This is a genomic window from Paraburkholderia sp. J69-1 (assembly GCF_905220255.1).
Classification (GTDB): Bacteria; Pseudomonadota; Gammaproteobacteria; order Burkholderiales; family Burkholderiaceae; genus Paraburkholderia.
On the sequence record NZ_CAJMZG010000017.1, the window covers coordinates 64,878 to 83,481 of the forward strand.

Annotated in this window: 20 protein-coding genes and 3 tRNA genes; 15 read left to right on the forward strand and 8 right to left on the reverse strand. The window is 62.3% G+C overall.

The annotated features are described in order from the left end of the window. Window positions 1-511: 511 nt before the first annotated feature. Window positions 512-661, forward strand: coding sequence for a hypothetical protein (locus U5A67_RS27310; RefSeq protein ID WP_205984749.1), 150 nt, complete (start codon window positions 512-514; stop codon window positions 659-661). A gap of 291 nt (window positions 662-952) precedes the next feature. Beyond that, the gene (locus tag U5A67_RS27315) at window positions 953-1,543 is read left to right on the forward strand and encodes a chorismate mutase (protein WP_321816792.1); all 591 of its coding nucleotides are present in this window, start codon (window positions 953-955) and stop codon (window positions 1,541-1,543) included. A gap of 51 nt (window positions 1,544-1,594) precedes the next feature. Here the strand turns inward: U5A67_RS27315 and U5A67_RS27320 are convergent, their stop codons facing one another. After that, window positions 1,595-2,758 carry an exonuclease domain-containing protein gene (locus U5A67_RS27320; RefSeq protein WP_321816791.1) on the reverse strand — a complete coding sequence of 388 codons (1,164 nt, stop codon included), beginning with the start codon at window positions 2,756-2,758 and terminating at the stop codon, window positions 1,595-1,597. Between U5A67_RS27320 and U5A67_RS27325 the strand changes: the two genes are divergently transcribed. Continuing rightward, window positions 2,757-2,951 carry a hypothetical protein gene (locus U5A67_RS27325; RefSeq protein WP_321959759.1) on the forward strand — a complete coding sequence of 65 codons (195 nt, stop codon included), beginning with the start codon at window positions 2,757-2,759 and terminating at the stop codon, window positions 2,949-2,951. The genes U5A67_RS27320 and U5A67_RS27325 overlap by 2 nt on opposite strands. Before the next feature lie 170 nt (window positions 2,952-3,121). Here U5A67_RS27325 and U5A67_RS27330 read toward each other — a convergent pair whose 3' ends face one another. Beyond that, on the reverse strand, window positions 3,122-3,325 hold the full coding sequence (locus U5A67_RS27330) for a cold-shock protein (RefSeq protein WP_027817418.1): 204 nt from the start codon (window positions 3,323-3,325) through the stop codon (window positions 3,122-3,124). A 401-nt stretch (window positions 3,326-3,726) separates the two neighbouring features. On the opposite strand from U5A67_RS27330, the gene U5A67_RS27335 reads away from it, so the two are divergent. Then, on the forward strand, window positions 3,727-3,924 hold the full coding sequence (locus tag U5A67_RS27335; RefSeq protein WP_321959761.1) for a hypothetical protein: 198 nt from the start codon (window positions 3,727-3,729) through the stop codon (window positions 3,922-3,924). A gap of 555 nt (window positions 3,925-4,479) precedes the next feature. Then, window positions 4,480-5,631, forward strand: a complete 1,152-nt coding sequence (locus tag U5A67_RS27340; RefSeq protein WP_205984744.1) for a porin — start codon at window positions 4,480-4,482, stop codon at window positions 5,629-5,631. A 113-nt stretch (window positions 5,632-5,744) separates the two neighbouring features. On the opposite strand, the gene greB is transcribed toward U5A67_RS27340, so the two are convergent. After that, window positions 5,745-6,308, reverse strand: a complete 564-nt coding sequence (greB, locus tag U5A67_RS27345; RefSeq protein WP_321816790.1) for a transcription elongation factor GreB — start codon at window positions 6,306-6,308, stop codon at window positions 5,745-5,747. Between the two features lie 196 nt (window positions 6,309-6,504). On the opposite strand from greB, the gene U5A67_RS27350 reads away from it, so the two are divergent. Beyond that, window positions 6,505-6,581, forward strand: a tRNA-Arg gene (locus U5A67_RS27350). Window positions 6,582-6,657: 76 nt separating this feature from the next. Then, window positions 6,658-6,734 (forward strand) — tRNA-Arg (locus U5A67_RS27355). Between the two features lie 91 nt (window positions 6,735-6,825). On the opposite strand, the gene U5A67_RS27360 is transcribed toward U5A67_RS27355, so the two are convergent. The 5 genes from U5A67_RS27360 to U5A67_RS27380 form a co-directional block, all read right to left on the reverse strand. Then, entirely contained in the window at window positions 6,826-7,314 is a 489-nt protein-coding gene (locus tag U5A67_RS27360; protein ID WP_321816789.1) for a phage protein NinX family protein, read from the reverse strand. A gap of 186 nt (window positions 7,315-7,500) precedes the next feature. After that, on the reverse strand, window positions 7,501-9,864 hold the full coding sequence (locus tag U5A67_RS27365; protein ID WP_205984741.1) for a RelA/SpoT family protein: 2,364 nt from the start codon (window positions 9,862-9,864) through the stop codon (window positions 7,501-7,503). A 116-nt stretch (window positions 9,865-9,980) separates the two neighbouring features. After that, a complete protein-coding gene (rpoZ, locus tag U5A67_RS27370; RefSeq protein WP_027817423.1) occupies window positions 9,981-10,184 on the reverse strand; it encodes a DNA-directed RNA polymerase subunit omega in 204 nt (67 codons plus the stop codon). 39 nt (window positions 10,185-10,223) lie between these two features. Next, on the reverse strand, window positions 10,224-10,937 hold the full coding sequence (gene gmk, locus U5A67_RS27375; RefSeq protein ID WP_205984740.1) for a guanylate kinase: 714 nt from the start codon (window positions 10,935-10,937) through the stop codon (window positions 10,224-10,226). Between the two features lie 82 nt (window positions 10,938-11,019). Continuing rightward, a complete protein-coding gene (locus U5A67_RS27380; RefSeq protein WP_205984739.1) occupies window positions 11,020-11,952 on the reverse strand; it encodes a YicC/YloC family endoribonuclease in 933 nt (310 codons plus the stop codon). A gap of 346 nt (window positions 11,953-12,298) precedes the next feature. Here U5A67_RS27380 and rph point away from each other — a divergent pair, with 346 nt between their 5' ends. From rph to U5A67_RS27420, 8 genes are all read left to right on the forward strand, one after another. Then, the gene (rph, locus tag U5A67_RS27385) at window positions 12,299-13,033 is read left to right on the forward strand and encodes a ribonuclease PH (protein ID WP_321816788.1); all 735 of its coding nucleotides are present in this window, start codon (window positions 12,299-12,301) and stop codon (window positions 13,031-13,033) included. Continuing rightward, window positions 13,033-13,671: an RdgB/HAM1 family non-canonical purine NTP pyrophosphatase gene (gene rdgB / locus U5A67_RS27390; RefSeq protein ID WP_205984737.1), complete on the forward strand. Its 639-nt coding sequence runs from the start codon at window positions 13,033-13,035 to the stop codon at window positions 13,669-13,671. The genes rph and rdgB overlap by 1 nt, the downstream gene beginning before the upstream one ends. Before the next feature lie 44 nt (window positions 13,672-13,715). Continuing rightward, entirely contained in the window at window positions 13,716-14,885 is a 1,170-nt protein-coding gene (gene hemW, locus U5A67_RS27395) for a radical SAM family heme chaperone HemW (protein WP_415767954.1), read from the forward strand. Window positions 14,886-14,985: 100 nt separating this feature from the next. Beyond that, window positions 14,986-15,075 (forward strand) — tRNA-Ser (locus U5A67_RS27400). Window positions 15,076-15,409: 334 nt separating this feature from the next. Beyond that, window positions 15,410-15,622: a hypothetical protein gene (locus U5A67_RS27405; RefSeq protein ID WP_205984722.1), complete on the forward strand. Its 213-nt coding sequence runs from the start codon at window positions 15,410-15,412 to the stop codon at window positions 15,620-15,622. A 193-nt stretch (window positions 15,623-15,815) separates the two neighbouring features. Further along, the gene (locus tag U5A67_RS27410; RefSeq protein WP_321816786.1) at window positions 15,816-16,325 is read left to right on the forward strand and encodes a TonB family protein; all 510 of its coding nucleotides are present in this window, start codon (window positions 15,816-15,818) and stop codon (window positions 16,323-16,325) included. Between the two features lie 454 nt (window positions 16,326-16,779). Then, a complete protein-coding gene (locus U5A67_RS27415) occupies window positions 16,780-18,096 on the forward strand; it encodes an MFS transporter (RefSeq protein ID WP_205984720.1) in 1,317 nt (438 codons plus the stop codon). A 145-nt stretch (window positions 18,097-18,241) separates the two neighbouring features. Continuing rightward, window positions 18,242-18,421, forward strand: a complete 180-nt coding sequence (locus U5A67_RS27420; RefSeq protein ID WP_321816785.1) for a hypothetical protein — start codon at window positions 18,242-18,244, stop codon at window positions 18,419-18,421. Window positions 18,422-18,604 lie beyond the last annotated feature (183 nt).

The following is an 18,604-nucleotide window of genomic DNA, read 5'->3' on the forward strand; positions in this document are numbered from 1 at the left end:
CGCACTTTCAGTTAAATCTGAGCCCGAACGCTTTCGTCCACTTTTAATCAGTGATTTAGAAAGAAACGCTCGCTTACATTCGTTCAATTATGCTAACCACACAGCGGTCAACGGATGCGCATAATCGTCCGTTCTAGTGGAATGGTGATGTTTTACGAGCGGCAACGAACGGAAGGACGGATTGCGGCAGTGCCCACATCGGCGCGGGCAAGCGGTTCGAGCGAAGCAGGTGTTCTCGAACTGGCACCGGAAACGCCCGACTGGCGGGCTTTGCGCACCGCAGCGCATTGCTGCGATGCACAACTCGTCAGACGTAAAAAAGCCCTCGACGGAATGCGAGGGCTTTCATCGGTTTAGCGATCAACCGAATAAGTATATTCCTGCTCGCTTAATAAATCTGTGCGCTGTGCAAATAAAGCAACACACGGACCTGAAAAGCACTTTTACGTTGGGCACCACTAGCGCGCGTGAAGGAGCGAGCCGGATAATCGTCTTACACAGGAGAAAGATCATGGATGCCAAACCGCCAAGGATTCCGACCCCGGACCAAGTTTTTAGCCCGGATCCGGAACCGGTGGCCGTCGAGTTTCTCGGCGACGAATTGCCCTCGCATGTGCGCGCATTTCTCGACGAGCAACGCAAGTCACACGAACAGAAGTAATGGGGACGCGCTACGGCGCTGACGGACCAGAAAAATCGGCAGACCGACCAGCTGCCGCGGTTTTTTAGCGCCGTCTACAGGACCACTTACGCACGCTTGCTTCAATTGCGCGCCATGCAGTCATGGCGCGTGGGAACGGCTGAGCGCTTCAACGCGCGCCCGGCCGCGGCGCTGCGTGAGAAGCGTAGCTGCGCGCGCCTCAAGCCGATGAACCGCCATCACGCAACGTCTGCCAGATAACCGGCTATCCTCTGCTTTTGCCTTTTCGGCCAGCCGGCCTCTTATCACGCAATGACTTTTCGCTTTCGCGCGCTCGCGTCCTGCGCCGCCGCCCTGCTCTTCGCCTTGCCTGCCGTTACGGCGCACGCCGACGGCGACGATACCGCCCTGACCAATCTTGTCGCCCTCGTTTCGCAGCGTCTCGCGCTGGCCGAGCCCGTCGCGCACTGGAAGTGGCTCAACCACAAGCCGATCACCGATACGCCACGCGAAAATGCGCTGCTCGCCGATGTGCAAAAGCGCGCCGCAACCGCGGGCGTCGATCCGGTGTTCGCGCGCGAGTTCTTCCGCGATCAGATCGATGCGAGCACTCAGGTGCAACAGGCGCTGTTCGCGAACTGGCGCAACTCGCAGCCGCCGGCGAATCCTGCGCCGGATCTGGCGAGCGTCACGCGTCCGCAACTCGATCGTCTGACGGGGCAACTGATCGGCGCACTCGCACGCGTACAAACGACGCGCGCAGCCGACGACTGCCCGGCGCGGGTCGCGCGGGCCGTCGCAAACTGGAAAGAGTTGACGCGCTACGACTCCACCCGCGCGGACGCGATGACGCGCGCGCTCGGGCACGTCTGCGAGGCGGGCGGCGTGGGCGGCATGGCCTGAACGCCGAAAGCGCGGATTAAAGCGCGGATTAAAGCTCGAATTAAAGCGCGATCAGATCGCGCTAGCTACGCCGTCAGCCACCGACGGCTCGAGCGGCAGCACGCGCAGACCGCGCTCGATACGCGTCTGCAGGATGCGCCACGTGGAAAGCTCGAACGGCGCGTCGGCTGCCATTGCCGCTGCGGCCAGCGTGCCCGCCTCGACCACACTCGCCGCCGCACCGAGATAACACCAGCGGTCGATCACATGAAACACCGCCGTGCCGCGCGCGGCGTCCTGCTCTTCCACCAGCACCGCTGCGCCAAACGGCCAGGGCATCGAAACGGGGTCCTGCTTCGACACCTTCTGCGCGCGATTGAACGACGGCCGCAGTTGTGCGAGCCAGCGCGCCTCGACCAGCAAGGCGCCAAGCTCGCCACCCGTCGCCTGCCATTCGACGCGGCGGATCTGCTGCGCCATCCGCTGCTCGCGCGACGAACGGCGCTCGCCTGACAGATGCGAACGCACACGCTGACGCACGCGCACACTACGTCCTACATATAGAGGCGCGTCGTTTTCGCCGAAGAACGCGTAGACGCCGTGGCCGGCGGGCGCGGTTTCGATCAGATCGTCGGTGATATCGCCCGCGAGGCGATGGCGGCGCGTCAGACGCTCGATCTGCGTCGCCAGCATGTCCTCGGGCACGAGACCCGGCAGGCGCTGCCAGAATTGCCAGAGCAGATCGGCATCGGCGAGCGCGCGGTGGCGATCGGCCGCCACAAGGGCATGGCGCTCGACCAGCGCATCCAGGCCGTGACGCTTTTCGGCAGGAAAGAGCGCGCGCGAAAGCCGCACCGTACACAGCACATCGGGATTGAACGAGAGCCCGGCGCGTTCGAACTCGGCGCGCAGAAAGCCCCGATCGAAACTCGCGTTGTGCGCGATGAAGAGCTTGCCCGCGAGGCGCTCGAACAGCGCGGGGGCAATCTCGGCGAAGGTGGGCGCGCCGCGCACCATGGCATTGCTGATGCCAGTCAACTGCTGGATAAAGGGCGGGATCGGTTGCTGCGGATCGACCAGCGAGCTCCAGCGCGTGGCCTGCCCATCCGTCACCTCGACGATACCGACTTCGGTGATACGGTGTTCGCCCACCGAGCCCCCCGTCGTTTCCAGATCAACAAAGACGAGGGGGACGCCGCCGGACGTGGGTTCGGCGCTCAAGAGGGTGTCGGACATGGAGAAACGGCAAGACAAAGAGAAGAAATCGGCCCAAGTATGCACCGTTTGGGCAAAGCGCGCAGCGCTTTCGCGGCGCGACGCCTTTTTTGAAGTGGCGATTGGGTTACGGCGAGGTTGCGTCAATATTGCATCGGGATTGCATTTTAATGGCGCAATTGACGGATTTTTTAATTGGGGTTTTCCCCGTTAAAACGACTGCCTTTATAAAGCCGCCTGATATTTTCAGGCAATGACCACGATGATTGTTTTACGCCAGAAAATAAAAAAGCCCTGGATAACCAGGGCCTGCTTCAGACAGCGGGCAACACTGCCGCTTGCCTGATCTGTCCGCACGACGCGGCCAGGTGCTGCTGCAAGAATTTACAGCGGCTGGATGTTCGCGGCCTGCTTGCCCTTCGGGCCAACCTTGACGTCGAACGAGACGCGCTGGTTCTCCTTCAGCGACTTGAAGCCTTCCGAGCGGATCTCGGAGAAGTGCGCGAAGAGGTCGTCGCCGCCGGCATCCGACGTGATGAAGCCAAAGCCCTTAGCATCATTGAACCATTTGACAATACCGGTTTCCATGTTTCCGTTTCCCTCGAAATTAAATGACGCGGGCAATACCCTCACGCCGAATTCAAACTGACTCGCCCTCACCGCTATGTCAATGCAATTGAAGCTGAAAGGCCAATTCAGAATTGCCGTTATACGGGGAACGCCAATCGGCAGTCAAGCGAATTTTTTATAACAGCATTCCCGTTTCCGAGATAAACCGGCGTGCATCAAAAAACCCGCAAAAACATATGCAAAGTAAATGGACGTGGGCGCACACCGTTTTTTACACATTTAATGGGTGCCTTTGGATTGAATCGGGAAAAGCTACCGCAAATGTAACAATCAGTGTCAAACGTAAGTGTTTTTACCGGTTGTTCGCGTAAACCAATCGACCCATGATGAATAGAGTTCGCGTGCAATGGGAGGCAATCATGCTGACGTTACTGCGACGCTGGTTTCATTGGCTCGTCGAAATCGACGGCCCTGAATCCACAAACGATATTGAGACTTACGGGTCATGGCATGGCGATCACTGGCAGAACCTGCTGTGTTCCCCAATGGACGCCCGGCATTACGTAATGGAAGACTGGAGCCTGCAACCTGAACCGCCGGAAGACCACGCCAGGTAAGACCGGGCGGGCAGAAAGCGGAGCGGGCGGCCTGTCGTGCATGCGCGGCAGGCAAAAAAAAAGCGCAGCCAAGGCCGCGCCGACAAAGGTTTGGAGATCTTTTTCGTCAACGAAAAAGTCTGCTTCGGAAAGCAGCGAGTTCAGTATAGCCGCAGGGTTCTGGCCCATTAACTCTGCGGCACACAATCATCTGTTACGTGAGACGCAATAATCCAGGTTGACACGGATTACCACCGTTTTGTGCAATCGATTATTGTAGCGATCGCACAACGCCATTCGGTTGACACTTCTTTCACCCACGCATGTAAATCCGCTGAAAGCCTTGACCAGTAAGGCTTGAAGCCGGCCCAAATATCATTTCCGAATTCGCAATACTTTATTGCGCAAATCGGAATACCTTGATCGCAGGCACCCTCTTCTACACTCTGCCTGTCCGGAAACCGACTGCGATGGATTTAACGCGCCACGCGGGCTTTGCCTCTCGCTGCGATTCGCGTGGACGGTTTCCCAAACAGGGTTCGACGAAACCCACCTCTGTTCTCGGAGTTTACAAAGATGAAAAAGACTCTCATGGTCGCTGCCCTCACGGGCGTTTTTGCAACGGCTGCTCACGCACAAAGCAGCGTTACGCTGTACGGCCTGGTCGACGCTGGTCTGACCTACGTGAACAACTCGGGCGGCCACAGCCTGTGGAAGGCTTCGAGCGGCACGGTCAACGGCAGCCGTTGGGGCCTGCGCGGTGCTGAAGACCTCGGTGGCGGCCTGAAGGCAATCTTCACCCTGGAAAGCGGCTTCAACATCATGAACGGCACGGCAGGTCAGTCGAGCCGCATGTTCGGCCGTCAAGCTTTCGTCGGTCTGGCAAGCAACCAGTACGGTGCTGTCACCCTCGGCCGTCAGTACGACTCCGTCGTCGACTACCTGGCACCGCTGTCGAACACCGGCTCGCAATACGGTGGCACGATCGCTGCTCACCCGTTCGATAACGACAACCTGAACAACTCGGTTCGTTTCAACAACACGGTCAAGTACTCGAGCGTCAACTACGCTGGCTTCAAGTTCGGCGGTACGTACTCGTTCTCGAACAGCACCGAATTCGCGAACAACCGTGCATATAGCATCGGCGCATCGTACAACTGGGGCGGCCTGAACGTTGCTGCGGGCTACCTGCAGATGAACAACGACGTCAACAACCTGGCGAACACGGTTTCGGGTTCGGGCGCACAGACGGGCGAATGGACGTTCGCAGCTGGCCGTCAACGCACGTTCGGCGGCGGCGTGAACTACACGTTCGGCCCGGCAACGGCTGGCTTCGTCTACACGCAGACGAACCTGACCGACGCAGTCGGCATCTCGGCAGCTCAATCGGGCCGCAGCTCGACGCTCGGCTTCGGTGCTAACAGCGCACGCTTCCAGAACTTTGAAGGCAATGTCCGTTACGCTCTGACGCCGGCTCTGAGCCTGGCTGGCGCGTACACGTACACCCGCGCAAACTTCGGCGGCGGCGTGAACCCGAACTACAACACGGTCGCTCTGCAGTCGGACTACGCACTGTCGAAGCGCACGGACGTCTACCTGCAAGGCGACTGGCAACACGTGTCGTCGAACTCGGAAGTCGGCGCAAACCTGAACGGTCTGGGCACGGGTTCGGCTTCGACCCGTCAAGACCAGGTTGCTGTGACGGTTGGTATGCGTCACCGCTTCTAAGATGCACCTCGCTGGCCCTTGCGGCCAGCTGTGCAGCTGAAAAGGCGCCGCTTGCGGCGCCTTTTTTCATTTCTACCGCGCCTGCATGCGTCCTGAACGCTTCCCGAGTGCGCTCAGGCGCTTCGCGGCGGATATTGCACATCGAGCACGTCGATCGGCGCCGGGCCCGCAGGCGTGTGCAGAATCACCTGATCGCCGATCTTCGCCTTGATGAGCGCCCGCGCAACCGGCGACACCCAGCTCACGAAGCCGCGATCCAGATCGACCTCGTCCACGCCCACGATCGTGACGGTGTGCACCTCGCCGTCCTCGGTGCCGTATTCGACCGTCGCACCGAAGAACACCTGATCCACGCTCTCCTGACGGCTGCTATCCACGACCTCGGCCAGATCCAGCCGCTTGGTCAGAAAGCGGATACGCCGGTCGATCTCCCGCAACCGCCGCTTACCGTAGATGTAGTCGCCGTTCTCGGAGCGGTCGCCGTTCGACGCCGCCCACGAAACGAGCTTGACCACCTCGGGCCGCGCCTCGTCGATCAGATGCAGCAGTTCGTTGCGCATGCGTTCGTAGCCGGCCGGCGTGATGTAGTTCTTGGCGCCGGCAGGAATGGCGGGTTGACCGGCTTCGAGATCGTCATCGTCGTTGTCGGTCGATTCTTTGACAAAGGCCTTGTTCATGATGGTTCGATTGACTGCGTTTGCTTGTCACTACGTGACTTCGAAATGGCGCCGCTGCAGCTTTGATGCAACCGCAACCGGGGCCTATAAAGATTCCAGCGCCCTTCCCACGAGGTTACACGAAGCACGCTTTCAAACAAATCGCGATAAGGGGCTTCCTTTTTCCGAAATCCCTGCTATACTCTCCTTTCTGTGTGCGGCTGTAGCTCAGTTGGATAGAGTACTTGGCTACGAACCAAGGGGTCGTGGGTTCGAATCCTGCCAGCCGCGCCACCTATTAAGAGTTTTGCGTTAGTTTGATCGGCGCAAGTCTCCAGTAACACTGCAGTATGTAGTATCGTTTTAGCGTGCGGCTGTAGCTCAGTTGGATAGAGTACTTGGCTACGAACCAAGGGGTCGTGGGTTCGAATCCTGCCAGCCGCGCCACCTCTCGAAGGGCCTTCCTGATTCAGGAAGGCCCTTTGTCTTTCTAGCGTCGATTTTTGCGCGCCCGCTTCTTTCTTCTGCAATCCGCGATTCAACGCGGCGCGGTTCCGATATCGCCGATCTGCGCGTCCGGGCGCGGCAAATCCTCCACATCGCCAATATCGCCCGGCTCGGCAACGAGTTCCGTGAGCACGCCCGTCAATGCCTGCGGTTGACGCAGCACCTCCTCCACCGTCTCGCCAAAGCGGCTCTGCACGAACGCACGCAATAGCGCCTCGCGCGTCGTGGCGCCATGCGCCTGCGCCGCACGGTGGCCGCCCTCGAATTCGGCCACGCAAACCGCAGGCTCGCCCACACGACGTTCGCGCAATTCGAAGCGCTGTGCGCGATCGAGCACGACGCCGGCGGCTTCCCACGATGTCGATGGCTCGAAGCGGCCGTCCCAGGGCTTGCCACGGTCGTTGCCGCGCACGGCGACGGTCTCGCCGCTATCGGTGAAGTAGATCTCGCGCACGAAATCGGGCAGGCTGCGCGCCACCCAGTAATCGAGCGCGAAGCCGCTCAGTTCAGCTACGTTCATGGCTTGTCCTCGTTTGTGCCTGAAAAGGTTTCGAGGGAGCGTGCCGATGCCTGACGAAAGCCAGAAGAGTGTCAGGAAACCCGGCAGACACGGGCAACGCCGGAGATGGCCGCAGAAAGTCGGGCCGCAGAGAGATGCCAGATACAACAAGGGCGGCCCGCAAGGGTGCCGCCCGTCAAACCGCTATCAATAGTCGGCGCGCTCGCGATCGATGCGCATGCCGCCGTCATGGCGATGATGCCCCTCCTCGCTCGGCCGCTCGCGTGTGATGCGCATGACGTCGGGATTCGTGCGCACGCGGCGCATGACGTTCGCGAGGTGCACGCGATCGCTCACCTGGATCACGAAACGCAGCATGTTCGACTCCTGCGCGAGATCGTCGTCCATGGCGATGTGCACGATGTTGGCATCGGCGGAGGTAATGTCGGCGGCCACACGCGCGAACACGCCCTTGGTGTTCTTCACCAGCACCTTCACGGCCACGTCGAACAGACGGCCCGGCTGCGGCGCCCACGCGACGTCGATCCAGCGACCCGGATCACGGCGATGAATACGCTGCGCCACGCGGCAATCGGTCGTATGAATCGCCATACCCAAGCCGATGCCGATATAGCCCATGATGTCGTCGCCCGGAATCGGACGGCAGCATGCCGAGAGCTGCACCGACATGCCCTCGGTGCCCGTGATGACAACCGGCGGCGCATGCGGCGCGTTCGGGTCACGCTGCGAATGATGTTCCTCGTCGTCGGCGTCGAGACCCTTCATGAGCACTTCGATGCGCTTGGCCATCACCGCCGCCACGCGCCGGCCGAGACCGATATCGGCGAAGATTTCCTGACGATTCTTGTTGCCGGTCCACTGAACCAGCTTTTCCCACGTTTCCGGCGTGACTTCCGAAAGCTGGTAGCCATAGCCCTTGAGCGCCTGATCGACCAGACGCTCGCCAAGCTGCACGGATTCCGTGAGACGCATCGTCTTCAGATAGTGACGAATCGCCGAGCGCGCCTTGCCGGTACGCACGAAGCCGAGCCACGCGGGATTCGGCTTGGAGTACGGCGCGGTGATCACTTCGACGATGTCGCCGCTCTTGAGCTCCGTGCGCAGCGGCAGGAGTTCGTTGTTGATCTTCACGGCGACGCACTGGTTGCCCAGGTCGCTGTGGATCGAATACGCGAAGTCGAGCGCCGTGGCGCCGCGCGGCAGCGCCATGATCTTCGCCTTCGGCGTGAAGACATAGACGGCGTCCGGGAACAGGTCGATCTTGACGTGTTCGAGGAATTCGCTGGAGTCGCCCGCCTCGCTCTGAATGTCGAGCAGCGACTTGAGCCACTGATGCGCGCGCTTTTGCACGTCGTTCAGATCGGCGCCGCCGTTCTTGTAGAGCCAGTGCGCGGCCACGCCCGCTTCGGCGATCTCGTGCATCTTGCGCGTGCGCACCTGGAATTCGATCGGTGCGCCGAACGGGCCCACGAGCGTCGTGTGCAGGGACTGATAGCCGTTCACTTTCGGAATGGCGATGTAGTCCTTGAACTTGCCGGGCACGGGCTTGTAAAGCGCATGCAGCGCGCCGATGCAGGTGTAGCACTCGAGCGCCGAATCCACCACCACGCGAAAACCATAAACGTCGAGCACCTGCGAAAACGACAACTGCTTGTCGCGCATCTTCTTGTAGATGCTGAAGATGGTTTTTTCGCGGCCGGTGACTTCGGCGTCGAGCTTCGCGTCGGCGAGCGCGCGCTGCACCGATTCCAGAATCTTGCTGACCACTTCGCGGCGATTGCCGCGCGCCGCCTTCACCGCCTTTTCGAGCGTGGCGTAGCGGTTCGGGTTGAAGTTCTGGAAGCTGAGATCCTGCAGCTCGCGATAGGTATTGTTCAGGCCAAGACGGTGCGCAATGGGCGCGTAGATGTCGATCGTCTCGCGGGCCACACGGCGGCGCTTTTCGGGCGGCACCGCGCCGAGCGTGCGCATGTTGTGCAGGCGGTCGGCGAGCTTGACGAGAATCACGCGGACATCGCGCGCCATCGCGAGCAGCATCTTGCGGAAGTTTTCCGCTTGAGCCTCTTCGCGATTGCGAAACTCCATCTTGTCGAGTTTCGACAGGCCATCGACCAGTTCCGCGACTTTGGCGCCGAAGCGCTCGGCGATTTCCGCCTTGGTCACGCCCTGGTCTTCGATCACGTCATGAAGCAGCGCCGCCTCGATGGCCTGGGCGTCGAGCTTCCAGCCGGCGCAGATCTCTGCGACGGCGACGGGATGCGTAATATAGGGTTCGCCACTCTGACGATATTGCCCGAGGTGGGCTTCGTCGCTGAAGTGAAACGCCGCCTTGATCTCCTTGATTTCCTCAGGTGTGAGGTAACCGGAAAGCGCAGCGGTCAGATTGGCGATGGAGACGACCCCGTGTTTGCGGGGCTGTTCCGGTGTGGCGGTCGGTCCGAACAGATGGCGAAACGACTGTTCGAGAACCGCGTCGATGTAATTGCGCGCAGGGCTCGCGGTCTCCGCTTCCTGGTCCACATCCGTGGCCGGCGAGGGCGTAGTGCTCATGTTCCCCTCCGTTTCAGGTCAGGCGTTGACGTTTGGCGCACGAGGTGTGACGCCCAGCACGAATTACACGACGAGTAAAACTCAAGCTTCAACTACTACGGGACTACAAGGCGCCGTTAAACGGGCACCTTCTTCAGCATTTCCAGACCTACCTGGCCAGACGCGATTTCGCGAAGCGCGACGACGGTCGGCTTGTCGCGGCTTTCGATCTTCGGCGTGTGACCTTGGGCGAGCTGACGTGCGCGATACGTTGCGGCGAGCGCCAGTTCAAAGCGGTTCGGAATCTGTTTCAGACAATCTTCGACGGTGATGCGGGCCATGTCGGTTCCTTCTCATTCTCAGCAGGTTCTTATTCTACCTTATGTGCCCGATGCGCCGGGCTGCGGCAGGTGGATGCCGAGCTGTACGAAGAGCTCGGTGTGTCGCGCGTATTGCGAAGCGAAGCGCATACGCGTGGCGCTAACGATATTGCGCAGCTCCTGCAGCGCAGTATCGAAATTTTCGTTGATGACGACGTACTCCGATTCGCTCGCGTGCGCCATCTCGCTACCGGCGGCAAGCAGGCGTCGCGTGATGACGTTCGGCTCGTCTTCGCCGCGCTTGCGCAGGCGATCCGCGAGGGCGTCGAGCGACGGCGGCAGGATGAAGATTTCCACGGCGTTGCGGAACTGCTTCTTCACCTGCTGCGCGCCTTGCCAGTCGATTTCGAGCAGTACGTCGTGGCCCTGTTTCATCTGGTCTTCGATCCACACGCGCGAGGTCGCGTAGTAGTTGCCGTGCACTTCCGCGCTTTCGAGGAACTCGCCTTCTGCATGACGCGCGAGGAAATCGTCGACGGTCGTGAAGTGATAGTGCTCGCCGTCACGTTCCTTCGAACGCGGCGCGCGCGTGGTGTACGAAATCGACAGCAGGATCGCGTTGTCTTCGGCGAGCAGCGCGTTCACGAGCGTGGACTTGCCCGCACCCGAAGGCGCGACCACCATGAAAAGATTGCCCGGATAAACGCCCGCGTACGGATTGCGCGGTTTCGTTTCAGCCTTGTGCGCACCGGGTGCGCTGGTCTGGTCGGTCATGTTCGTTGCTTCCTGTTTTACTGCTTTTTTACAGCGTTAAATGCCTTCATCGGTGTGCGCATGGGTGCATGCGCACACGCATTTATTCGAGGTTCTGCACCTGCTCGCGCATCTGCTCGATGAGCAGCTTGAGCGTCATCGACGCATCGGCGAGTTCCTTCGCCGCGGCCTTCGAACCGAGCGTGTTCGCTTCGCGGTTCAGCTCCTGCATCATGAAGTCCAGACGCTTGCCGACGCGCCCGCCCTTCTCGATCACATGGCGCGTTTCGTTCAGATGCGCGGTGAGGCGCGAGAGTTCTTCGGCGATGTCGATGCGGATCCCGTACATCGTCACTTCCTGGCGAATGCGCTCGGCGATTTCCTCGCGCGACACATTGCCGATGTTGCCGTTCGCGGCATCCGGCGCGGCAATGCCCAGCGCTTCCTGCAGACGCTCGACGATCTTCTGCTGATGCTTGACGATCAGGTCCGGTACGAGCGGCGTGATCTTCGTGACGATCGCTTCCATCTCCGCGACATTGGCGAGCAGCATGTTGGCGAGTTGCGCGCCTTCGCGCGCACGCACGTCGATCAGATCGGCAATCGCCTGCTTGCCGCAACCGAGCACCGCATCGCGCAGCACTTCGGGCGCAACGCCGCTTTCCGCCAGCACGCCGGGCCAGCGCAGGATTTCGCCGGTACGCAGACGACCCGATTCCGGGAACGCTTCGAGCACCGCACGTTCGAGCACGGCGAGCTGTTCGAGCGCATCGCGGTTGAGCGAACCGGCGTTGGCGGCCTGCTCGCTGCGCTGGATGTTGATGCGGATGTCGACCTTGCCGCGCGAGAGTTTGGTCATCAGCATTTCGCGCAGCGTGGGTTCGATCACGCGCACGTCTTCGGGCATGCGGAAATTCAGGTCGAGAAAGCGCGAGTTCACGGTACGCAATTCGACGGAGACACTGGCGCCGCCCGTGCCCGATGCCGCAACCAGTTCGCGCGTGGCGCTGGCATAGCCGGTCATGCTGTAAATCATGGTTCGTCTCGCGATAAAGCCGCGGCGGCGCGCTTCATGGGCGCGGGTCACGGCGAAGGTATTCGAGGCGCCCGGCGTGTACGCGCGTTATCGATGACGCGCAATGACGCGGGGCGGAGAAACCGTATTATCCCATTTTTGGCCGCGCGCCCGCCGCAGCAGCGGTCTCGCTCTGCGCGCTGACGAACGCGCCGGCGCACAATGCACGGCTGTCCTGCAGCCGCCCGCGCAATTAGCGCCTGATTCACGCGATGGCGCGGCCATCGCCCGTGCATCTCGCCCGTCGCGCGAAGGCGGTAAGATTGCGTTTTCTCCTTCCTTGCCGTGCCCTCGCGCACATCCGACGATGACCCAGACCACCCTGCGCCCCTCCGGCCGTGCCGCCGACCAGCTTCGCGACGTCCGCATCACCCGCCATTTCACGAAGCACGCCGAAGGCTCGGTGCTGGTCGAATTCGGCGATACCAAGGTGCTGTGCACCGCGAGCGTGTCCGAAAGCGTGCCGCCGTTCCTGCGCGACAAGGGCCAGGGCTGGCTCACCGCCGAATACGGCATGCTGCCGCGCGCCACGCACACGCGCAGCGACCGCGAAGCCGCGCGCGGCAAGCAGACGGGCCGCACCCAGGAAATCCAGCGCCTGATCGGCCGTGCGATGCGCGCGGTGTTCGATCTCGAAGCGCTCGGCGCGCGCACCATCAACCTCGACTGCGACGTGCTGCAAGCCGATGGCGGCACGCGCACGGCCAGCATCACGGGCGCGTTCGTCGCGGCTCACGACGCCGTGTCGAAACTGCTGGCCGATGGCCGCATCGCACGCTCGCCGATCACCGATTACGTCGCCGCCATCTCCGTGGGCGTCTACGAAGGCCTGCCGGTACTCGACCTCGATTACGCCGAAGATTCGCAATGCGACACCGACATGAACGTCGTCATGACGGGTTCGGGCGGCATGGTCGAAGTCCAGGGCACGGCCGAAGGCGCGCCGTTCTCGCGCAACGAACTCAACGCGCTGCTCGACCTCGCGCAAGGCGGCATCGCCACGCTGATCGGCATGCAGAAGGCCGCGCTGGGAGTCGCGTAATGGCCGCTACGCCTGATATCACCGGCAACGGCGCGGCGCTCGGCCGCGTCGTGCTGGCCTCGAACAACGCGGGCAAGCTGCGCGAATTCGCAGCGCTGCTCGCAGCCGCGGGGATCGAACTCGTGCCGCAAGGCGCGCTGAACGTGCCCGAAGCGGAAGAGCCGCACGTCACCTTCGTCGAAAACGCGCTGGCCAAGGCGCGCCATGCGTCGAGACTCACCGGCCTGCCCGCCATCGCCGACGATTCCGGCCTGTGCGTGCGCGCGCTGCGCGGCGCGCCGGGCGTGTATTCGGCGCGCTACGCGCAACTCGCGGGCGGCGAAAAGAGCGACGCGGCGAACAACGCGCTGCTCGTGCAGAACCTGCAGGAACACGCCGATCGCCGCGCGTATTACTTCTGCGTGCTGGCGCTCGTGCGTCACGCCGACGACCCCGAACCGCTGATCGCCGAAGGCCGCTGGCACGGCGAAGTGATCGACACGCCGCGCGGCGACAACGGCTTTGGCTACGATCCGTACTTCTACATTCCGGGTCTCGAAGCCACGGCTGCGGAACTCGATCCGGCGCTCAAGAACGCGTCGAGCCATCGCGCCATCGCCTTGCGACATCTGCTCGCACGGCTGGAGGAAGAAGCGTGAGCCAGCAGCACCAGACCGGCCTCGACGTCGTGCAGTCGTTCACGATGCCGGGCAGCATTCGCCTGAACGCGCTGCCGCCGCTCTCGCTTTACGTGCATTTTCCGTGGTGCGTGCGCAAGTGCCCGTACTGCGACTTCAACTCGCACGAATGGAAAGGCGAGCGCTTTCCCGAGGACGATTACCTCGACGCGCTACGCGCCGACCTCGAACAGTCGCTGCCGCTCGTGTGGGGCCGCCAGGTGCACACGATCTTCATCGGCGGGGGCACGCCCAGCTTGCTGTCGGCGAAGGGGCTCGATCGCCTGCTGTCGGACGTGCGCGCGCTGCTGCCACTCGACGCCGATGCGGAGATCACGCTCGAAGCCAACCCCGGCACCTTCGAAGCCGATAAATTCGCGCAGTTTCGCGCGAGCGGCGTGAACCGCCTGTCGATCGGCATCCAGAGTTTCAACGAGGCGCATCTGAAGGCGCTCGGACGGATTCACGATGCAGCGCAGGCGCGCCATGCGGTGGAAGTGGCGGCGAACACCTTCGACAACTTCAATCTCGATCTGATGTTCGCGCTGCCGCAACAGACGCTCGCCGAATGTCAGGCCGATATCGAAACGGCGCTCGCCTTCGCGCCGCCGCATCTGTCGCTCTATCACCTCACGCTCGAACCGAACACGATGTTCGCGAAGTTTCCGCCCGTGCTGCCCGACGACGACCAGTCGGCGGACATGCAGGAATGGATTCACGCACGCACGACCGAAGCCGGTTATGGGCGCTATGAGGTTTCGGCGTACGCGCAGCCGGGCCGCCAGAGCCGCCACAACCTCAACTACTGGCGTTTTGGCGATTACCTGGGCATCGGCGCGGGCGCGCATACGAAGCTGTCGCTCCCGAACCGCATCGTGCGCCAGATGCGCTACAAGCATCCGGCGACGTTCATCGAAGAAGCGCGTGCGGGCAAGCCGATCCAGGAAGAGCACGAAGTCAGCGCGAAGGATCTGCCCTTCGAGTTCATGCTCAATGCGCTGCGGCTGGTGGAAGGTTTCCCGGTTTATCGCTTCGCGGAGCGCACCGGTCTGCCGATCACGACGATCGAGCCGCAACTGCAGGAAGCGGAAAAGCGCGGGCTCATCACGCGCGATTACGAGAAGATCGTGCCGACGGAGCTGGGGCAGCGCTTCCTCAACGATCTGCAGGAGCTGTTCTTGAAGGACGCGCAGTGATCATTCGATGATCTTTGCGTGATCCCGATGTGATCTTTTGATGTGCGCCATTGGCAACGCTGCCGGTGTGCGCATATTCCAGGTTACAATGCGCGCCTCCGGAGGTGTGGCAGAGTGGTTGAATGCACCGGTCTTGAAAACCGGCGAAGGGGTAACCCTTCCGTGAGTTCGAATCTCACCGCCTCCGCCAGCATCGCGCAACGTCCACACCGCGCGTTGGCCAGTACCTCTCCCTGCTTTCAGCCGACGCCGTCCTGGCGGTCTGTCCGACTCCCCTTCCCGCATCCCGGTTAGCGACACAACGTCGCAGCTAAAGCACTGTCTCGCGCCGCAACCTCCGCATTCGTCTTTCACCCGGCGGCAGCAATGGCGGCCCCCGAGCACGACATCGATACGCACGCCTCTCACGTCAGGGGTCGCAAGCGATTTTTAGCGTTCATACGCCATACCTGCTCCACAGTATTTAAGTAGGTGAAAACCCTAGGATTGCGGTAAAATCCCAACCTTCGAAGGGATCAACCGCTATGCCGCACCGTTTCCAACTACTTGAAAAGTTTGCCTTTTCCATCGTCGTCATGTTTGCCGTGATGTGCTCGAGCTACATCGCGTGGGAAAGCTCGCCCGATCTGCGCGAGAACGTCCAGGTGGGCAAGGAACTGTTTCTCAAGAGCGGCGAATACACCTACGCCTGTTCGACCGTGACGGCCGATCCCTGCGCGCAATTCCCGGTCGAGTAAGTTTTCGAAATGCAGTAACACGCGACTTCAGACACCGCGCTGAATTCGCCGCGCGCGCCCACGGCGCCGCGCTTCCAGGCCAATGCGCCTGCCCGCCTTCGCGCTCGCAGCGCAGCCCGCGGGTGACTCGGGATTGATTCCCTTCCCGTATCGACTAAGCTCGAATCTGGTTTCGCCTCCGAGCCTGGTCGACATGCTCATCCGCGTCCGTACGCGCAGCGGCCTTGTGGCCGTGAGCGCCGCCTTCCGCCGCCTTGGCCCGGCCCTGCTGTTCGCGCTCGCAAGCGCCTGCACGGTCACGCCGCCGCCTCGGCCGTTGCTCATCATTCCGCCGCAAGCGATCAACAGCACGACACTCGACGACTATCGCGCACAGGTTGCGAAGCGCATCGTCGAGCGCAATCCGTCCCGCGTGCTGCGCGGCTCGCCTCAAGCGATGCTGCGCTCGCTCGTGGTGGTGTCGTTCACCGTGAACCGCGAGGGACAGGTTGTGAAGTCATCGGTCTATCGCACCAACGGCGACGACGATGCCGAAACCACCGCGCTCGCCACGCTGCGCCACGCGCAGCCGCTGCCCGCGCCGCCGCCGCGTCTGCTCAACTCGGTCGGCCAGATCGAGTTGTTCGAAGACTGGCTCTTCAACGACGATGGCAAGTTCCAGTTGCGCACGCTCGCCTCGCCGCAGGCGCAGAACTACAACTGAACCGGCGTCGATCCGCGCAACGCGCAGGCTTGCAGCCGCCTTGCTGCGGGCCGCATCCGATCGTTATAATTTTTCGCTACCCCTGCCGGCTTCGCGCCGGCTTTGCCTGTGTGCCGCGCCCATCCGCGTGGCGGCGCAGCGCCTCCCGACCGTGATGTAAAGCTGGTTCCCGCTCGCCTTGCGCGAGCCTTGCGCCTATCCGGCGCGCGCGCCAGCCGGTCCCGCTTTCGCGCGCACAGTTGCCGCTGTGCGATGCATACTGACGAATCGTTGCCGGATCAAGGATGCCGCCGTCGCGCACGCTGCGCCTCGCCCGCCCTGCCGCTTCGAGTCATGAACAAAGACGCCCGCGCCGTGCCGATTGCGCAAAGCGCACCCACCGCGCCCGCCGCCGCCTCATCAAACGGCGACGCCCGGCACGTCAGCGCGCGTCACAACGACTGGAGACCCTTCGATGTCCACCTCACCGCTTTCGTCGGCGAGCGCCGATCAGCCCGACGCCGCCCGCCAGCAGAGCACCGCACGCGTGATCTTCGCGAGCTTTATCGGCACCGCGATCGAGTTTTACGACTTCTATGTGTACGCAACGGCCGCCGCGCTCGTGATCGGCCCGGTGTTCTTCCCGCACGGTTCGGCCACGGCGCAGGCGCTCTCGGCGTTCGTGACCTTCGGCATCGCCTTTATCGCGCGGCCGATCGGCTCGTTCCTGTTCGGCCATTTCGGCGACCGTATCGGCCGTAAATCGACGCTGGTGGCTTCGCTGCTCGTGATGGGCCTCTCCACCACGCTGATCGGCTTCGTGCCCGGCTACGACTCGATCGGCAGCCTCGCGCCGATCCTTCTCTGCGTGCTGCGCTTCGGCCAGGGCATCGGTCTGGGCGGCGAATGGGGCGGCGCGGCGCTACTCGCCACCGAATACGCGCCGCAGGGCAAGCGCGGCTGGTTCGGCATGTTTCCGCAGCTTGGGCCGTCGGTGGGCTTTCTGGCCTCGAACGGCCTGTTCTTCGGCCTCGCCTCCACGCTCTCCGACCAGCAGTTCCGCGACTGGGGCTGGCGCGTGCCGTTCATCGTCTCGGCGGTGCTCGTCGCGCTCGGGCTCTACGTGCGCCTGAAGATCGCCGAAACGCCCGCGTTCAAGGCCGCGATCGAGCGCGAAGAACGCGTCAAGGTGCCGGTCGCGACGCTGCTCGGCAGCTACTGGTGGCCGACGATTCTCGGCGCGCTGGCGATGGTGGTCTGCTACACGCTGTTCTACAACGCCACGGTGTTTTCGCTTTCGCACGGCGTAACGGCGCTGCATATTCCGCGTCCGACTTTCCTCGGCATGCTGTGTATCGCGGTGGTGTTCATGGGCATCGCCACGCCGATCTCGGCGGCGTTGAGCGATCGCTTCGGCCGCCGCCCGGTGCTGATCGTCGGCTGCATTCTGGCGATTCTCTCCGGCTTCACGATGCAGCCGCTGCTCGGTAGCGGCTCGCTGCCGCTGGTGCTGCTGTTCCTCGTGATCGAGCTGTTCCTGATGGGCGCGACCTTCGCCCCGATGGGCGCGCTGCTGCCGGAGCTGTTCCCCACCAGCGTGCGCTACACGGGCGCGGGCGTGGCCTACAACCTGGGCGGCATTCTGGGCGCGTCGGTGGCGCCGTATATCGCCCAGCAACTGGCCGCACGCGGCGGTCTGTCGTGGGTCGGCGCGTATGTGTCGATCGCGGCCTGCGTGAGCCTCGTGGGCGTGCTCTGCATGCGCGAGACGCGTCATACCTCGCTGACCTGATTCGCTGCATCGCAGAAACGAAAAAGCGGAGTCCGCATCGGCAGACTCCGCTTTTTTTTGATCTTTTTGATCACTAGGGACGCGCGCGCGGCGTGGCTATACTCGATTCAACGAGGTCAGCGCATCTGCGCACGGGGGGCCGACGATGAACCTGCATCTGAGCAACGCCGATGTCGTTCTGATGATCGCCCTTGCGCTGGGCATCTCCCTGTTCCTCGCCTTCCGTTTGCGCACCACCAGCTGGCGCGCCGTGGTGCTGGAAGCGCTGGTGGCTAACGTCGCGGCTGTCGCAGCGGTCGTCGCCGTCGAGATGCTGCTGGCGTAACAGTCATTGCCAGCCGCATCCCGGCAGGCGCTCATCGATAGTAGTAGCCGTGGTGATAGCCGCCGCCGTAGTAGCCGGGGCCGCCCGGAACAACGATGCATCCGGCCAGCGACGCTGCAAGCACTGCACCCGCAATCAGGGTAAGCGTCAATCGTTTCACTTCGTTCTCCCATCGAGTCAATG

Coding starts and splice junctions, on each gene's coding strand:
- U5A67_RS27325 (WP_321959759.1), top strand. CDS start 2,757: ATGGAGAAACGGCAAGACAAAGAGAAGAAATCGGCCCAAGTATGCACC.
- U5A67_RS27340 (WP_205984744.1), top strand. CDS start 4,480: ATGAAAAAGACTCTCATGGTCGCTGCCCTCACGGGCGTTTTTGCAACG.
- U5A67_RS27365 (WP_205984741.1), bottom strand. CDS start 9,864: ATGAGCACTACGCCCTCGCCGGCCACGGATGTGGACCAGGAAGCGGAG.
- U5A67_RS27315 (WP_321816792.1), top strand. CDS start 953: ATGACTTTTCGCTTTCGCGCGCTCGCGTCCTGCGCCGCCGCCCTGCTC.
- rdgB (WP_205984737.1), top strand. CDS start 13,033: ATGGCCGCTACGCCTGATATCACCGGCAACGGCGCGGCGCTCGGCCGC.
- hemW (WP_415767954.1), top strand. CDS start 13,716: ATGCCGGGCAGCATTCGCCTGAACGCGCTGCCGCCGCTCTCGCTTTAC.
- U5A67_RS27380 (WP_205984739.1), bottom strand. CDS start 11,952: ATGATTTACAGCATGACCGGCTATGCCAGCGCCACGCGCGAACTGGTT.
- U5A67_RS27420 (WP_321816785.1), top strand. CDS start 18,242: ATGAACCTGCATCTGAGCAACGCCGATGTCGTTCTGATGATCGCCCTT.
- gmk (WP_205984740.1), bottom strand. CDS start 10,937: ATGACCGACCAGACCAGCGCACCCGGTGCGCACAAGGCTGAAACGAAA.
- U5A67_RS27415 (WP_205984720.1), top strand. CDS start 16,780: ATGTCCACCTCACCGCTTTCGTCGGCGAGCGCCGATCAGCCCGACGCC.
- U5A67_RS27330 (WP_027817418.1), bottom strand. CDS start 3,325: ATGGAAACCGGTATTGTCAAATGGTTCAATGATGCTAAGGGCTTTGGC.
- U5A67_RS27310 (WP_205984749.1), top strand. CDS start 512: ATGGATGCCAAACCGCCAAGGATTCCGACCCCGGACCAAGTTTTTAGC.
- U5A67_RS27410 (WP_321816786.1), top strand. CDS start 15,816: ATGCTCATCCGCGTCCGTACGCGCAGCGGCCTTGTGGCCGTGAGCGCC.
- U5A67_RS27405 (WP_205984722.1), top strand. CDS start 15,410: ATGCCGCACCGTTTCCAACTACTTGAAAAGTTTGCCTTTTCCATCGTC.
- rph (WP_321816788.1), top strand. CDS start 12,299: ATGACCCAGACCACCCTGCGCCCCTCCGGCCGTGCCGCCGACCAGCTT.
- U5A67_RS27320 (WP_321816791.1), bottom strand. CDS start 2,758: ATGTCCGACACCCTCTTGAGCGCCGAACCCACGTCCGGCGGCGTCCCC.
- U5A67_RS27360 (WP_321816789.1), bottom strand. CDS start 7,314: ATGAACGTAGCTGAACTGAGCGGCTTCGCGCTCGATTACTGGGTGGCG.
- rpoZ (WP_027817423.1), bottom strand. CDS start 10,184: ATGGCCCGCATCACCGTCGAAGATTGTCTGAAACAGATTCCGAACCGC.
- greB (WP_321816790.1), bottom strand. CDS start 6,308: ATGAACAAGGCCTTTGTCAAAGAATCGACCGACAACGACGATGACGAT.
- U5A67_RS27335 (WP_321959761.1), top strand. CDS start 3,727: ATGCTGACGTTACTGCGACGCTGGTTTCATTGGCTCGTCGAAATCGAC.